General features: G+C 58.6%; 14 protein-coding genes. 1 reads left to right on the forward strand and 13 read right to left on the reverse strand.

Features of this window, described 5'->3' with window-relative positions; all coding sequences use genetic code 11:
* The 8 genes from HCU74_RS14095 to HCU74_RS14130 form a co-directional block, all read right to left on the reverse strand.
* Window positions 1-1,602 (reverse strand): GMC family oxidoreductase, encoded by a 1,602-nt coding sequence (locus tag HCU74_RS14095; RefSeq protein WP_168451075.1) that lies wholly within the window; start codon window positions 1,600-1,602, stop codon window positions 1-3.
* Window positions 1,603-1,830: 228 nt separating this feature from the next.
* Window positions 1,831-2,589, reverse strand: coding sequence for a class I SAM-dependent DNA methyltransferase (locus HCU74_RS14100; RefSeq protein ID WP_168451076.1), 759 nt, complete (start codon window positions 2,587-2,589; stop codon window positions 1,831-1,833).
* A gap of 98 nt (window positions 2,590-2,687) precedes the next feature.
* On the reverse strand, window positions 2,688-5,090 hold the full coding sequence (locus HCU74_RS14105) for a TonB-dependent receptor (RefSeq protein WP_168451077.1): 2,403 nt from the start codon (window positions 5,088-5,090) through the stop codon (window positions 2,688-2,690).
* 72 nt (window positions 5,091-5,162) lie between these two features.
* The gene (locus HCU74_RS14110; RefSeq protein WP_168451078.1) at window positions 5,163-5,894 is read right to left on the reverse strand and encodes a sulfite exporter TauE/SafE family protein; all 732 of its coding nucleotides are present in this window, start codon (window positions 5,892-5,894) and stop codon (window positions 5,163-5,165) included.
* On the reverse strand, window positions 5,894-6,679 hold the full coding sequence (locus HCU74_RS14115) for an SDR family NAD(P)-dependent oxidoreductase (protein WP_168451079.1): 786 nt from the start codon (window positions 6,677-6,679) through the stop codon (window positions 5,894-5,896). The genes HCU74_RS14110 and HCU74_RS14115 overlap by 1 nt, the downstream gene beginning before the upstream one ends.
* Window positions 6,676-7,644, reverse strand: coding sequence for an SDR family oxidoreductase (locus HCU74_RS14120; RefSeq protein WP_168451080.1), 969 nt, complete (start codon window positions 7,642-7,644; stop codon window positions 6,676-6,678). The genes HCU74_RS14115 and HCU74_RS14120 overlap by 4 nt, the downstream gene beginning before the upstream one ends.
* A complete protein-coding gene (locus HCU74_RS14125) occupies window positions 7,641-8,552 on the reverse strand; it encodes a bile acid:sodium symporter family protein (protein ID WP_168451081.1) in 912 nt (303 codons plus the stop codon). The genes HCU74_RS14120 and HCU74_RS14125 overlap by 4 nt, the downstream gene beginning before the upstream one ends.
* The gene (locus HCU74_RS14130; protein WP_168451082.1) at window positions 8,542-9,870 is read right to left on the reverse strand and encodes a flavin-containing monooxygenase; all 1,329 of its coding nucleotides are present in this window, start codon (window positions 9,868-9,870) and stop codon (window positions 8,542-8,544) included. Before HCU74_RS14130 ends, HCU74_RS14125 begins: the two co-directional genes overlap by 11 nt.
* Before the next feature lie 102 nt (window positions 9,871-9,972).
* On the opposite strand from HCU74_RS14130, the gene HCU74_RS14135 reads away from it, so the two are divergent.
* Window positions 9,973-10,944, forward strand: a complete 972-nt coding sequence (locus HCU74_RS14135) for an AraC family transcriptional regulator (protein ID WP_168451083.1) — start codon at window positions 9,973-9,975, stop codon at window positions 10,942-10,944.
* Window positions 10,945-10,987: 43 nt separating this feature from the next.
* On the opposite strand, the gene HCU74_RS14140 is transcribed toward HCU74_RS14135, so the two are convergent.
* The 5 genes from HCU74_RS14140 to groES all read right to left on the reverse strand — a co-directional run bounded on the left by HCU74_RS14140 (window position 10,988) and on the right by groES (window position 15,542).
* Window positions 10,988-12,190: an alpha/beta hydrolase family protein gene (locus tag HCU74_RS14140; RefSeq protein WP_168451084.1), complete on the reverse strand. Its 1,203-nt coding sequence runs from the start codon at window positions 12,188-12,190 to the stop codon at window positions 10,988-10,990.
* A 181-nt stretch (window positions 12,191-12,371) separates the two neighbouring features.
* Window positions 12,372-13,064, reverse strand: a complete 693-nt coding sequence (locus HCU74_RS14145) for a cyclic di-GMP-binding domain-containing protein, MshE-related (RefSeq protein ID WP_168451085.1) — start codon at window positions 13,062-13,064, stop codon at window positions 12,372-12,374.
* A gap of 142 nt (window positions 13,065-13,206) precedes the next feature.
* Complete coding sequence (locus HCU74_RS14150) at window positions 13,207-13,449, reverse strand: DUF5062 family protein (protein WP_168451086.1); 243 nt, start codon at window positions 13,447-13,449, stop codon at window positions 13,207-13,209.
* A 150-nt stretch (window positions 13,450-13,599) separates the two neighbouring features.
* The gene (gene groL / locus HCU74_RS14155) at window positions 13,600-15,231 is read right to left on the reverse strand and encodes a chaperonin GroEL (protein ID WP_168451087.1); all 1,632 of its coding nucleotides are present in this window, start codon (window positions 15,229-15,231) and stop codon (window positions 13,600-13,602) included.
* Window positions 15,228-15,542 (reverse strand): co-chaperone GroES, encoded by a 315-nt coding sequence (groES, locus tag HCU74_RS14160; RefSeq protein ID WP_168451088.1) that lies wholly within the window; start codon window positions 15,540-15,542, stop codon window positions 15,228-15,230. Before groES ends, groL begins: the two co-directional genes overlap by 4 nt.
* Between the last annotated feature and the right edge of the window lie 180 nt (window positions 15,543-15,722).

Consider the following 15,722-nt stretch of genomic DNA (forward strand, 5'->3'; position numbering starts at 1 on the left):
TTAACAGGCTCTGAGTTGCTCTGCCAGCGTCTCGGCGATCATGACCGTGGGGGCGTGGGTATTGCCGCTGACAATGCTGGGCATCACCGAGGCGTCGGCAATATAAAGGTTATCGACGCCTCTCACCTTCAAGCGGCTGTCGGTTACTGCTGTGGGGTCGTTGTCTGGCCCCATTTTGCAGGTGCAGCTCGGGTGGAATATGGTGGTGGCGATGTCGCCGGCGGCCTTGGCGAGCTCGGCACTGCTGGTCAACTGCGGGCCGGGCTTGATCTCCTCGGGTTGAAAACGCTGCGCCGAAGGTTGCCGGGCGATTTCTCGGGTAATTTCGATGGCGCGGGCGGCGAGGTGGCGGTCGTGCTCGGTGCTGAGATAGCGGGGATCAATGCGCGGTGCCGCCAATGGGTCAGCAGAGCGCACGGTGACGCTTCCGGTAGAGGTCGGGCGCAGATTGCAGATGCTGGCAGTCATGCCCGGAAAGGGATGGAGTTGGGTGCCGAGTTTGTCGGCGCTCATCGGCTGCACATGGTATTCCAGATCGGCCCGTTCGATCTCGGGCGAAGACTTGAAAAAAGCACCGAGTTGGCTCGGCGCCATCGACAGCGGACCGGAGCGATTAATCAGGTACTGTGCGCCCATGCGGGCCTTGCCCCACAGACTGCCGTTCAGGCAGTTCAGCGTGGTGGTATTGGTCACTCGAAACTGTACACGAATTTGCAGGTGGTCCTGCAGGTTTGCGCCGACACCGGGCAGGAGCTGGTGGCAGGGAATGCCGGCCTCACGCAACGTCGCTTCGTCGCCAACGCCACTACGCTGGAGTATGCAGGGTGTGGCGATCGCTCCTGCTGACAGAATCACTCGGCCAGTGGTTGCAATGTGCCGGGACTTGCCCGCAATAATGGCGTCGATACCGCTGACTCGCCCCCCTTCCCAGGTCAACTTATCCACCAGCGCCGACGTGACTATCGTCAGATTTTTTCGTTTTCTTACGGGGTTGATAAATGCTCGCTTGGCCGAGCAGCGCACCCCTTTGATCTGGTTGACGTGGAAGCGCCCGACGCCTTCGTTGTCGCCGGTGTTGAAGTCGTCGCTGGCGGGAATGCCATATTCCTCACAGGCCTGCTGCCAGGCCTCCAGTACCGGCCAGCGCAGGCGTTGCTGTTCTACTCGGAGTTCGCCACTGGCGCCGTGGAAGGCACTTTCTCCAGCGTAGTAATTCTCCGATCGCTTGAATCGAGGCAACACATCCCGCCAGTGCCAACCGGGCAGATTCCAGCTGTCGTAGTCAGCCGCCTGGCCTCGCATATAAATCATGCCGTTAATCGCGCTGCAACCGCCCAATACCTTGCCTCGGGGGTAGGGTAGCGTGCGACCGTTGAGACCGGCCTGGGGCTCCAACTCGTAGCACCAGTCGGCGCGGGGATTACCCATGGCGTAGAGGTAGCCCACGGGGATATGAAACCAGTGCCAGTTGTCATTGCCGCCGGCTTCAAGCAGTAATACCCGATGCTCGGGGTCGCTGGACAGGCGGTTGGCCAATACACAGCCCGCACTTCCACCTCCGATAATCACCGTGTCATATCCGCTAAAGCCGGGGTCTGCCATATCGCCTGTCTCGTCTCGAAATGTTTGTTTAAATTATTGTTGTCGCCGTCGCGATGGAGTGGTGTTGAGTCGGTGCTCGCTCCGGCCCATTGTAATCATTTCCGGGCAGGTCACGATAGCTTGAGGGCAGGCCGAGGTCGCGTGCCGGGCATGAAGCGGCGCCGAGCGGAATGGGATTTGTCGCCGATTTGCTGAGGGCTTCTTGATAGCCGTTTTGCTGAGGGCTCTTTAATGAAGCCCGGCGCCGGGTTTTTTCACGCAGACGACAACCGCATTCCCCGATGTGGTGTTCCAGGGCAGTATTTTCTGATCGTCGTGCTCGAACAAATACACCTCAAACAGGGCCGCTAGATAGCCCTGCAATTCCGCGAAGCTGAAGGCGACCATGGCATGTTCGTCTCGCCAGGATTCGGTTACACCCGCGGTGGTTTTATCAATGCGCAGTCGCAGTGTCTGCTGGTCGCCGCCGTGGCCGTAAAACCAGCCCGATTGAAAGGCAAAGGTACTCCCTTCGTTTTCCACACTGTGCCGCTGTGACAAGGCGTTATTGATTTTGTCCTTGTCGACGACATTGAAACAGAATACGCCGCCGTCGTTGAGCGCAGCGTAGACGCTGGCAAAGCATTGCTGCAGTTGCGCGGTATTGCCACTGTAATGAATGGAGTACAGAAAACAGGTAATCAGGTCAAAGGGCTGCTCAACGGTAAAGTTGCACATATCTTTCATGGCAAACGAGGCCGAGGGGCAGCGGCGCTGGGCAAGGTCGAGCATGGGCTGGTTGATGTCCAGTCCGCTGCTGTCGTATCCGAAGTGAATGAAATGTTCGATATGGGGTGCGGTGCCGCAGGCGAGATCGAGGTGTCGCGAACCGCTGCCAAACAGCTGGTGAAGGCGTCGGGCCATGGTGCTCTGTGCCTGATAGTCGATGTCGGCACACATCAAGTCGTAGTAAGCCGACAGGTCGGTATAGAGGGCGTTGCTGGACATGGCGGGCTCATCGGGGCGGGGCGCTGGGCCGGCGATAATATAGCAAATGCCGAGTCAGGCGAAGCGTTTGTTAACGCCCCACCTGGTGGAGGGTTGTGCTACCAGCCGAAGGACAAACTGGCGAATACACTGCGCCCGGGATTTTGGCTGGGATTGTAGGTGCCGGGGAACATTGCGGTGTCGATAACCTGGTTCAGGGTGCGCTCATCGGTCAGGTTTTTGCCTCCCACACTGAGGTTCCAGCCCTGGGTTTCACTGCGCAGGGACAGAAAACCGGAAAAGGTTGTTGTGGCGGGAATCCGGGTGTTTTCATCCAGGTCTGTGTCGGTGTAGTGCTCGCCCTGGTGTTTCACACTGAGACTGGCCTTGAACAGCAGGTTGCCCCAAACATATTCCAGGCTGGGTGTCAGCGTGGCAGTCACATTCGGTGCGAAGGCCAGGGTCTCTCCGGCCAGGTCCTGCTGGGCGCCAATACCGTCGCTGATCGGTGCCGGACCCCCGGGGTAATCCTTGTATTCGGCGTCGAGGTAGCCCACCGAGGCGTCGATGGCGAGGGGGGTATAAGGCGTGAGCCACTGCAACTCGGTTTCCAGTCCCTGGGAAAAGGCCGCGGCGGCATTGGTCACGTCAAATAACAGGCCGTTAAAGGCGAGCACCTGCAAGTCATCGAAGTCCATGCGGTAAAGGGTGGCGTTGAACTTCAGGGTGTTATCCAGCCACTGGCTGCGCAGGCCCAGTTCAACCGAGCGGGCTTCCTCGGGTTCAAACTCCAGTTCTTCTCCGGTAAAGGATATGGCGTTGACACCGCCACTTTTGAAGCCCTGGGAGATCGAGCCATAGAAGGACACAGCATCGTCGAGGAAGTAGCTGAGTGACAGCTTGGGCGACAGATTGGTTTCGCTGCGCTCGATTTCACCGGGGGCGTAATCGTTAGCGCCGATCAGCGCCGAGGTCACACAGGGAGGCACGGGCTTGTTGGTACACACCGAGGTGCCGGTGGGGGTGGAGCGCTTGGTTTCGTGGTTCAAGCGCAGCCCGGGGGTGAGCACCCACTTGTCGGTGATGTCCCAGCTCATCTGGGTAAACAGGGCAGTGGCGACGGTGTTTTGCAGGTAGTCGAAACGGTAGTAGTCGGTTTCATGCACACTGTCGGTGAGCTGGGGCAGGCTGCCGCCGATGGGGCCGCTCAGCGGGTTGCCCGGGGCATTGCTGTTGCCGGTCAAAAGCTGTTGGGCGTCCCGGGTCTGGGCGTAGGAGGCAATGTCGTCACCGACGATTACATCGGCGATGATGTGGAAGTCCGACTCGAAATAGAACAGCCCGGCAATGAACTCAACACTGCCACCCAGACCGAACAGGGAGTCGCTGAGGCCGCTGAAACGCCATTCAACACTGTGCTGACTGTAGTCATCCACTTCGTCGAGGGTGAGCAGGTCGGCGGGTGAAACATCGAGATCCTGATACTGTTCTACATCCAGCCAGGAAGCGCCGATTACAACTGTTGTGGTGAGGTGGTTCAGGCCCAGAGCTTCGCCAAAGTCGTGGTTGATACGCAGCACGGCGCTATCGGAGCCCTGAAACAAGCTGCCCTCCTCGTTAAAGCTGGTTTGAAAGTTGTAAGGGTCGTCTTCAATGTCGGGGTCGAAATTCACCAGATAATCGTAGGTATCCTGATCCAGGTTCATCAGCTGGCGTGGCCAGAAATTCACGTTGGTGTCGGAGGTTTGCGCGATCAGTTCCACGTCGCTGTTTTCGCTGGGTGACCACAGCAGCTTCAATCTCAGTGCCTGCTGGTCGCGATCATCTTCCTCGCGGTTCAATTTGGTGTTGGTCAGCCGGCCGTCGCGCTGCCAGTTCATCGCTGAAAAGCGCAGGCCGAATTCCGGTGACAGGCGGATGCCGATACCGGCCTCGATGCGTTCTTCGCCATATTTTTCCTGGCGGTAGGACAGCTTGCCCTCACTGCCCTCGCTATTGGGTACCGGGTGGCTGCTCACGTTAAACACCCCGGCGATGGTGTTCTTGCCAAACAGGGTGCCCTGGGGGCCACGCAATACTTCGACCCGTTCGAGGTCGTACATGGATTCGCTGAAATAGCTGGGTCGCCCGTAGAAAATCTCGTCCTGCACCAGACCGACGGCAGGCTCGAAGCTGGGGTTGAAGCTGTTGGTGCCGAAACCGCGAATAAACACCTGGGGCGATGAGGGGCTGGTGAACTCCACCCGCACATTGGGTACGTAGGTCGAGACATCAACCAAATCGCCAATGGCGTTTTCCTGCATAAAGTCACCACCCAGGGCGCTGATGGAAATGGGCACATCCTGAGCACTTTGCTGGGTTTTCTGGGCGGTCACCACGACCTCCTCGAGCACCCGCTTTTGCGACTTGTTTTCCACGTTAGGAGTCGAGGCAGATTGCCCGTGGGCGGACTGCAAAAAGCCGCTGCCAAGCAATGCCAGAAGCAGCGCGCTCCGTAAGTGAGGGGTAGTCAACCGAGCCATGGCAGATCCTCTTTGTTATCGTTATCGACAGTAGTGCAGTTTTATTCTTTATATCAACGCCTGTACTCAAGGCTATAGCGCCGTTGTCACCAGTAGGCCTCCGGTCAGCAACAGCAAGCCGTAAACCACTACGCGGAATTTTTCCTCGTTGACCCGGTGGTGGAGCAACTCGCCAATGAGCACCCCGGCAATCAGCGCCGGAAGCATGGCGCCGACTCTGGGCAGGGCCGGTAGCAAGCTGCCGTCGAAGGCAAAGACCAGAGTCAGCAGGCTGTTCAAGCTGAACCACACGGTAATCAATGTGGCACGAAACGCCGCTTTATCCAGTTGTACTCCGGATAAAGCATAGACCAGTAACGGCCCTCCCGAGGCGAACAGGCCGTGGGTGATGCCTGCGCTGAGCATCCAGCTCGCAGTCCATAAACGATGGTGGCGAGCCGCGCGAATGCCACGGTATACCTTCCATAATTCCCGCGCCGCGAACCACAGCACCAATGCGCCAAAAAGACCCTGCAATACCTCGTCGCCCAGCCAGGGGCGCATAAAATAGCCGGCGAGGGTGCCACCGGCCATTAGCGGAAGAATCAGCCGCAGCAGGGTTGGCCAGTGAATATGCCGATAGTGGCGCAGGAGTAAAAAACCGGTCATAACGATGTTCAGCGGCACCAGTACCGGCAGCATACTGTTGATCGGCAGTAGCAGCGCGCCCAGTGACAGGGCGATTACAATACTGCCGAAGCCGGTGATGGCTTCGATGCCAAAGGCGAGGAAAATAAACAGGCCCAGCCAGATCCACGGGTCCATCAATGTTGCTCCAGTTCAACGGCAAAGCGGCGGCGCATCAGGGTGTGGAACAGTCCAGGTGCGATGCGCCACAGCAGGCTTGCTGCCCAGATGCCCCGGTGGGGAAACAGGTGGGGGCGGCGTTTTTGCCAGGCTTTGAGTATTGCACTGGCGAGTGGGGCCGCTTCTCCCACGCCGCCCAGGGTGGAGCGGGCATGACGGGCCTGCCCACCATCGCCGCCCAGGGCATTGCGTTCGATATTGGTATTCAGAAAAGCCGGGTAGACCATCAACACATGAATACCGTGCCGGTGCTCCTCGGCACGCAGCACCTCAAAAAATTGCCCCAGGGCAGACTTGGCGCTGCAATAGGCGGCGCGGCCGAGTACCGGCATCCAGCCGGCCATCGAACCGATATTGATGATACTCCCTCGGCTTGCGCGCAGCTGTGGCAGCAGGGCGGAGGCCAGTTCAACCGGGGCCAGCCAGTCGATGGTCATCACCTTGTCGAATACGCCGGGGTCGGTCACGCCGACCAGCGAGCGGTGGGTGATGCCGGCGTTGTTGACCAGTACATCGATGACACTGAGCTGAGTCAGGGCAGCAGCCAGCGTGGCGCGCTGTTTGCGGTCGGCCAAGTCGGCGACAAACAGCCGGGATGGCTCCAGGCCCAGGACTTCGCTGCAGCGACGCAGGCCCTCTTCATCGCGGTCGACCAGGTGCAGCTGATGGCCTTGCTGGTGAAAAGCCTGTGCCAGGGCCCAACCGAGCCCACTGGCGGCTCCTGTTATTACGATGTGCTTCACTGTGCCTCCTGCTCTTGCAGGCCCTGCTGAAACAGCTCAAAGGTTTCAGCTGATGTGCGCTGAAGGGGGTAGCCAAACTCCTTTTTCAGGCGGGCATTGCTGAGGACTGGCCGGTAGCGCAAAAAATTGATTTGCTCGGGCCGATAGCGGCTGACCCCCAGTGCGTGACCAAGGGTCAGCGCCCACTTCAACAGCGATGCGGGCAGGTTCAATACCGGCTTGCCAAGGCGCTGGGCAATTTCCTGAATGCTCAGCGCGCCATCGCCGGCGAGGTTGTAAATGCCGGTTTTCGACTCACGGATGCCGTGTTCGATAATCCCCAGCACATCTTCATCCCAGATAAAAACAAAGGGCGAGCGCGAGCCGCGAATGGCCAGCAAGCGTTTTTTCTCGAACAGGGCGGTGATCTGGTTGCGGGTGTGGCGGCCGAGTACGGTGCCGGGGCGGAGGATCAGTTGCTGCAGGGTTGGGTGGTCCCGTCGCACCTGTTGCAAATATTCTTCGACCAGGCGCTTGTGTCGGGAGTAGGGGAACTCGTCATTGCCGCGCAGCGGCGCGGATTCATCTATCCATTCCGGGTTGTCGGCGTGGTAGCCGTAGGCGGCCCCGGAACTGGTGACACACAGGTGTTGCACGCCGTGGCGCAGGCAGGCCTCAACGACATTGCGGGTGCCATTTACGTCGATGTCGTAGTCGCGTTCTTCGTCACCGCTGCTTTCCAGCACCGATGCAAGGTGGATAACGTGGGTGACCTGATGGCGGGCGATAATGTCGGCCAGCGCGTCGTCGCGAATGTCGCAGCGGTAAAAGTGGAAGGCGGGATTGCCGGTGAGCGAACTCTGCCGGGGTTTGCGAATATCGGCCCCGACCACAGTGTATTCACCGGCAAGGCGCAGGCATAGTTGTCCGCCGATATAGCCCGAGGCGCCGGTGATGAGTACGGTTTTGGCAGCGCTTGCCGTCATGGTGTGTCCTCTGCGGTTTTCGACCAGTACAGTGCCAGCAGTAGCCCGGAAAACAGATGCCAGAAACTCCAGAAACCGGCGATCAGCATCATTCCGCCGGCCTGGGGGAAGAAGGTAAAGATAATCGACAGCGCCAGTGCTGAATTCTGAATGCCGATTTCCATGGTCACCGCGCGCCGTTCATTGCGGGGCAGGCGACAGGCCCGCCCCGCCAGGTTGCCCAGCAACAGGGCGATCAGGTTCTGCGCCACAACGAGCAGCAATATGCGGTCGGCATATTCCATAAACAGCGCCTGATTGCGCTGGAAAGCGATGACCACAAAGCTGAGGAATACCGCGAGGGTCACCCAGCGCATGGGCTTTTCGGCGCGCAGTGCCAGCTCGGGCTTGCGTTGGCCCAGGGCCATGCCCACCAGCATGGGCAGTAGCAGCACCAGAGCCACAAGCAGCAGCAGGTTGCCGGTGTCGATGGAGATTTCCCGCATCAATGCGCGGGTAGAGGGGTTGATCTGGGCGTAAAGGGCGAAGTTCAGTGGAGTCATCACCATGGCGGCAAGGCTCGATACCGCTGTCATGCTGATCGACACCGGCAAACTGGCCTTGGCCAGCCAGGTCATGATATTGGAAAAACTACCACCGGGGCAGGCGGCGATCAGGATCATACCCAACGCCAATTCTGCAGGAATATTGAATATGATGGTAATGGCGCAGCTGGCGGCGGGCAGCAGAACAAACTGGGCAATCAATCCGGCGACCGGGGCGCGGGGCTGGCGCAGAATGCGCAGAAAGTCCTCTTTGCGCAGACCGATGGACACACCAAAGATCATCAGTGCGAGTATGCCGTTGAGTAACAGCAAACTCGTCGGACTGAAAGCGACGTTGATGTCGCTGTAGGCGCTAGTCGGCATGGGCCAGGCTCGGGGCGCTGAGCTGTTGCTTCAGGGTTTTGATATAACCGTTGATAGTTTTGCGGTAGCTGTCCTTGTGCACATAGTAGGCCATGCGCTCCAGTTCAAGGTAGTTGTAACCGCCGTCCATGCGCTGGCCATTGAAGCGGGCAATGTCCTGCTCCAGTCCCTCGGCGCCGCGGCTGCTGTCCAGCTGGTGGCGAATATACAGCGCGACCAGTTCCGCCTGTTCATTGCGGCCTTCCCAGCCCAGCCCTGCGGCTTCAATCATACCCATCACGAACAGGTTGCGGCGCTGGGGGTGGAAGATGTTGAGGTATAGTGAGGGTGCTCCACCGGACTCCCAGTTGAGCAGCTGGCGGTCGATAAAAGGGTAATCAAGGTGGTAGCCGGTGCCCTGAAGTATCAGGTCGTAATCGGCACTGTCGCCGTCTTTGAAAGTGACGGTGCGGCCCTGCATATCCACGATGTCGGCCCGTGGTTTGATGTCGCCGTGGCCGAGGTGGTGCAGCATCAGCGAATTTATCACCGGGTGGGATTCATACATTCGATAGTCCGGGTCGGGCAGGCCATAGTGGGAGGGCTTGCCGACCACCATGCGAATCATGGCGGCGTCTAGGCGTTGTTTGATGGCTCGGGGCAGAGGGACGAGCCCGCCCAGGGTGTCGGTGGGGCGTCCGGCAATAAACTTGGGCAGAAAGTAGTAGCCACGGCGCACCGAAATATCCACCGAGCGGGCTCGGTGTACCGCATCGACGGCAATATCACAGGCCGAATTGCCGCAGCCGACGATTAATACCCGCTTGTCTTCGAAAATTTCCGGGTCGCGATATGTCGATGAGTGCAGTAGCTCGCCGCTGAATTGACCTGGCAGGTCGGGGATGTTGGGGTGGTGCAGGGTGCCGTTGGCGATCAGCAGTCCGCTGAAAAAATCGCTGCTCTGCTCGCCGGTTTCCGTGTTTTCGCTGGTGATTTTCCAGCCGCCGTCGGCGGTGGGTTCTGTTGCGATCACCCGAGTGTTGAAACGGTAGCAGGGGTACAGCTGAAAATGTCGCGCATAGTCGCGAAAATATTGGCGCAGTTCCGAGTGGTGGGGGTAGGGTGCGCCCTCCTTTGCCATGGGGAACTCGCGGAACTCGGTCATATGCCGCGATGAAATCAGGTGTGCAGACTCGTACATGGTACTGTGGGGGTTGTCGATGTCCCACAGGCCGCCCACATCGCTGTGCAGCTCAAAACCGGTAAAGGGAATGTCGTACTTTTGCAGGTTGCGTGCTGCTGCCAGACCCATTGGCCCCGCGCCAATCAGTGCGTACATAAGGTCTCTCCGCCGAGTTTGTTATCATTGTGGGTCGAGCATAGCGGATTCATCGCCTACAGTGATGGTCTTTTCGGGACGGGAAAAAGGTAATTCAGGACGATGACAGCAGATCAGCGCTCCGTCACATTTCGCTTTACCCAGGGCATTTTGCAAGCAGCGGCTCGGAGGGGGATCGCTATTCCGACCCAGCTGAGTGAGCCGGCCCAGGTCGATAGCAGAATGCCTCTCAGCGCTCAGGATGCCCTATGGCGGTATTACTGCGATCACGCCAACGACCCACTGTGCGGCCTGGAGCTGGGGCTGAGCTTGCAGGTTGGCCACCTCGACCTCGTGGGAATGCTGCTGATGAGTTGTGAAACCCTTGGCGAGGCCCTCGACCAGCTACTGGAGTACCACCCTATTGTCGGCGAGGGGGGGGATTTTGCCCTGCGCCACGAGGGTGACCACTGCCATCTGGTGTACGACGCTCACTACCATGTCTGTCGCCGCGAACGGGTCGAGGCGGTAATGGCCTGCGTGTTGAATCTGGCTCGCTGGCTGAGCGGCGGGGTGTTTACCGTGGAGATGGTGAGCTTCGCGGCGAGTGCGGCGGCGCCGCGGGAACATTATAAAGCGCAACTTGATGCGCCCGTTATATTTGACGCGGGAGAGAATGCCCTGGTGTTCGCTCCGGGTTTTCTCGCCACACCGCTGATTCAAGCCAACACCGAAATGCGCGATCATTTGCGGCAATTGGCCGAGGAGGTGATGACCAGCATCGCCCACGGTGAGCTGAGTCGGCAGGTGCAGGCGCTGCTGCGTCAGCATCCCCATTGGGGCAAGGAGCGGGTGGCGGAATGCTTGGGCATGAGTGGTCGTCATCTGGTGCGCCGACTGCAGGAGGAAACGGTAACCTTCAAATTGCTGCGCAGCACCTTGTTAAAAACGCTGGCGGAGGAGTCTCTGGCCGAGGGTGTTGCCGTGGCTGATATTGCTGAGCGGCTGGGTTTCTCCGATGAAAGTGCCTTCGCCAAAGCTTACAAGCGCTGGGCGGGAAAAACGCCCTCGCAGTTTCGCAACAGCCTGATGTAACCGGCACCTCTCGTGTTGGCAGGCGCCGATTACTGGTTTCTGTTCAAGGCTGTAACTGGTCTACCTGGCAGGTGTCTTGCGGAATATTCGCATCGATTATGCACTCGTGGTAAGGCACGGTTTCATTGTAGGTGCCGTCCAGCATCTTGCGAAGATTCTCAAAAGCGATACGCATCACCGGGTGCTCCGCATCGGCCTCGCTGGCGTGTCCCGCCAGATTCAGCGTGCTATCGGCCTCTCCGGCGCCGAGGGTGCCTGTTCCCGTGCTACCTGGATCCTGGCCCTCGGGAATGCCAACTATGGTGAAAAATTGGGTTGGAATTCCTGCGGTGGTCAGGGCACTGGCCATCTGACGACCCTGATTGTGGGGGACAAGGCCATCGTTAACGGCGTGTATCACCGTAGCGGCACGAATGCCGGCCAACTGCATCTCTGCTGCGTGAAACACGGGCGAGCGGCGCTGGTAAGCCAGGGGGCATTCCGCCGGTGTGCCGCCGGTATCCCGTTCAATTCCAGCCACCGCCGCCATTGCCGTGGCATTGCCTGTGGCATTGGCTGCGGCCTGCGCCTCAGTGTAGGTTTCGTGAAGCAGACTGACACCTTCAACGTCTAACCAGTAGTCGTAAAGTGAACTGCCGTCTTCCGTTACCGCTGTGGATTCCACAATCGCCGTGCCCGACACAGCGCCGCCCATCGACACGCCAAACAGATACACCGTGTCAATGGTGGGGAATTTTTCCATGGCATATTGGGTGGCGGCGATAGTGTCGTGGGCGCCGCGCAGTGCCGGAAAGCCGAAGTTGTCGCGATAGTCAGTGCTTACAAAGGCCACGCTGCCGGGGTTGTTCTCCAGCTCCTGGGCCAGGGCAAGTTCTCGCCGCATATGGGGCAGCCAGCTGGCCCGCACGCTGTGACCAATACCGTGGGCGAATACCACCAGCCGAGTGGGTTCTTCACCGGGTTTGGACACCAGGTATCCCCGTGGTGGAATCAAGCCGGAGGCCTCGTCGGGCACGCAGTCCGGGTTAATGTCCTCGGGGGCCGTTTCCATACTGCTACGGGTGGTAAAGGCCTCGACATTGGTGTCTGCGGTGGAGGCGGTAGGTGAATTCACGCTGGACGAATTGGACGAGCTGGTGGAGCTGGAACTGCTGCCGCCACAGGAAAGCAGAGCACTGCTCAGCACCAGCAGCGCAATGCGGCTGAACACAACGGGCACAGAAGTCGGCTGTAGAGGTTTTTTCATGGTGTACTGCCTTCGCGAGCTTCTCGCCCAGAGGGCATTCAGCTGGCGTGTAAATTATTAGAATGGGCTGTCTTTGACGAGTTATGTTTTCAGAGAAAACATAACTCGTCAACAAAAACGACAGTGAGTCAGCAGCTCGTTGCCAAATTTGTGATGGGGTCTGTCCCCGGGGACAGACCCCCTAAAATCGTTTGGTGAGATTTAAGCCCTGACGACTCAATTTCAGGGTGAGGCTGCCATCTCGACTGCGGCTGATCTCACTAAAGTCACGGTGCTTGATGCTGAGTCGGGCCAGACTGGCGGGTTTATGCTGAACCCAGGCAGGAGTGATGCCTGGCAGGCCCGCTTGTACAAATTTGGTGGCGGATACGCGTTGGCCGGATGATTCGTCTGCGGCGGCGGTGACACTGCCTGACATCAGCCCGATGGCCATCGCGGCGGCGCTGAGCAGTTTTTTCTGTAGCATCAGCCAGCGGCAAAGCCGACTGGGCGTGAGGATATGCTGGTCTACCAGCACTTCGCCGAGGCGACGGCGCTGGCGACGGTGCTCCGCCAGGGCCTTATCGACCTGTTCACGGGTGGCCTCGCCATTGGCCACCAGCAGCTCTCCCAGCGTCAAGTGCAGAGCGGGGGGCGTAACCTTGCCGGGTGCGTCGGCGAATTGTCCGAGCTGGCGCTGCAAGTGCAGCACAGATCGTGTGTCTATGTGACTAAGTTTGTGATTTTTCTGCAAAATGGCACCGAGGGGACGCGGGTTCCACCGCTGGCGATGCAAGGCTTGCTTGAGCGTACGGTCAGAAATAAACCCGCCGGAAACCAGGAGTTGCCCCAGCGCGACTGAATTCACTGTGCTGCCTTTTGTTATAGACGTCATTGGTATGCAGCTCCTACTCCGCCGAATGGGCGAAATGGGTGGGTGTAGATCCCCATAGTTGCAAATTCAATAGCGAACCTTCAATACGTAAATAGCGCAGGCATGGGGACAGACCCCGGGGTCTGTCCCTGGGGTCTGTCCCCTAATTGGGGGTGAGGGATTTTGCCCAGAGGGCCAGGCGGTGGCGGATGGTTTGTTGGGAAACCTGCAACTCGGGCATGGGTTGGATCAGTTTATCGCGCACCAGCAGGCGGTAGATAAATTCGAGGCGTTCGTTGGCGGAGTCGCCGTCTTCAAATTGTGCCGCGCCGCGCTTTTCGGCGTAGGCGCCGCCCACCGCCAAGGCCTTTTTCACCAGCTCTTTTTCGTTGTCGAGTTTTTTCATGGTATCGATCCCCTGATGGTGAATGTCTCAAGGGTACGCGATCGTCGGGGGAAGTGTTAGTGGGGGCGAGGATGGGGTGGCGGAGGTTGGCCGCCCCAATTGTGGCAGAGGGAGCACAGCAGGCGCCAGGCGCCTGCTGTGGAGGGGGCCTTAGCCGAAGTCAGGCATCGCCGGTGCGGCGCTGTCTTTCTTGTCGGCGGGCTTGTCGGCTACCATCGCTTCGGTGGTGAGAATCAGTCCGGCGATGGAGCCCGCGTGCTGCAGTGCAGAGCGGGTGACCTTGGTCGGGTCGATAATGCCGAATTCCAGCATATCGCCGTAGTCGCCGTTCTGGGCGTTGTAACCGTGGGACAGATTGTCGTTGGCACGGATTTTATCCAGCACCACGCTGCCTTCCACGCCGGCATTGGCGACGATCTGACGGAAGGGTTCTTCCATCGCGCGCAGGGCGATATTGATGCCGACTTTCTGGTCGTCATTGGCGGCACTAACGCCTTCCTTGCGCAGAATGTCGGCCACGCGCACCAGGGTGATGCCACCGCCGGGAACGATGCCTTCTTCCACTGCCGCGCGGGTGGCATGAAGGGCGTCGTCGACGAGGTCTTTCTTCTCCTTCATTTCCACTTCGGTGGCGGCGCCCACTTTGATCACCGCAACACCGCCGGCCAGCTTGGCAACACGCTCCTGAAGTTTTTCGCGATCGTAGTCAGAGCTGGAGTTGTCGATCTCGGCGCGGATTTGGGCAACACGGGCGTCGATATCGGCTTTTTGGCCCACGCCGTCAACGATGGTGGTGTTGTCCTTGTCGATGACTACACGCTTGGCGCTGCCGAGCTGCTCCAGGGTGACTTTTTCCAGATCGAGACCAACTTCCTCGGAAATCACCGTACCGCCGGTGAGGATGGCGATATCCTGCAGCATGGCCTTGCGACGATCGCCGAAGCCCGGGGCTTTTACCGCTGCCGCTTTGAGGATGCCGCGCAGGTTATTCACCACCAGTGTTGCCAGGGCTTCGCCTTCGATATCTTCGGCAATCAACAGCAGCGGACGGCTGGCCTTGGCCACGGCTTCCAGTGTGGGCAGCAGGTCGCGGATATTGCTGATCTTCTTGTCGAACAGCAGGATGTAGGGGTTTTCCAGCTCGACCTGCATCTTCTCCTGATTGGTGATGAAGTAGGGTGACAGGTAGCCGCGATCGAACTGCATCCCTTCGACCACTTCCAGTTCGTTCTGCAGGGATTTGCCTTCTTCAACGGTGATAACCCCATCGCGACCGACTTTTTCCATCGCCTCCGCCAGAATTTCACCGATGTCGGTGTTCCAGTTCGCGGAGACCGTGGCGACCTGCCCGATGGACTTGTTGTCGTCGCAGGGCTTGGAAATTTTACCCAGTTGTTCGGTGGCGGCGGCAACGGCGGCGTCGATACCCCGCTTGAGATCCATCGGGTTCATGCCCGCCGCGATAGCCTTGTGGCCTTCCCGTACCAGCGCCTGAGCCAACACGGTAGCGGTGGTGGTGCCGTCGCCGGCTACGTCGGCGGTCTTGGAGGCAACCTCTTTCACCATTTGTGCGCCCATGTTCTCGAACTTGTCTTGCAGTTCGATTTCCTTGGCCACGGAAACGCCGTCTTTGGTCACTCGTGGCGCACCGAAGCTTTTATCAAGAACGACATTGCGCCCCTTGGGGCCGAGGGTCACCTTCACTGCATCGGCGAGAATGTTCACGCCATTCAACATGCGCTCGCGGGCGTCATCAGAAAATTTTACGATTTTCGCACTCATGCTGCTTTCTCCTGTACTGCGCTTTGTTCAACTACCGCAAAAATTTCAGATTCTTTTACGATCAAATAGGTTTCACCGTCGATTTTGACCTCTGTGCCAGCGTATTGGCCGAACAGGATGCGGTCGCCAACCTTGACCGACAGGGCGCGAACACTGCCGTTGTCGAGGAGCGCGCCGTCGCCAACAGCGATGACTTCGCCCTGTGTTGATTTTTCCGCAGCTTTTTCGGGAATCACGATTCCACCTTTGGTTGTTGTTTCCGCGGCAAGCCGTTTAACAACCACCCGATCATAGAGCGGCTTGATACTCATGTTTCTTCCTCCAATAGTAGGGCTTATAGCACTGCCCAGTCTGTTGATACAAACCGTGGAGGGGGTGATGGAAGGCCGTCCTTCAATCCCCTCTCAAGGGCAAAATAGGATCGAAAAACGGCTTTTCAAGAAGCGTCTTATATATTTTTTACTTATAAAATCGAGGGCTCTTATAAATGG

The sequence above is a fragment of the Spongiibacter thalassae genome, from assembly GCF_012272835.1.
GTDB lineage: Bacteria > Pseudomonadota > Gammaproteobacteria > Pseudomonadales > Spongiibacteraceae > Spongiibacter > Spongiibacter thalassae.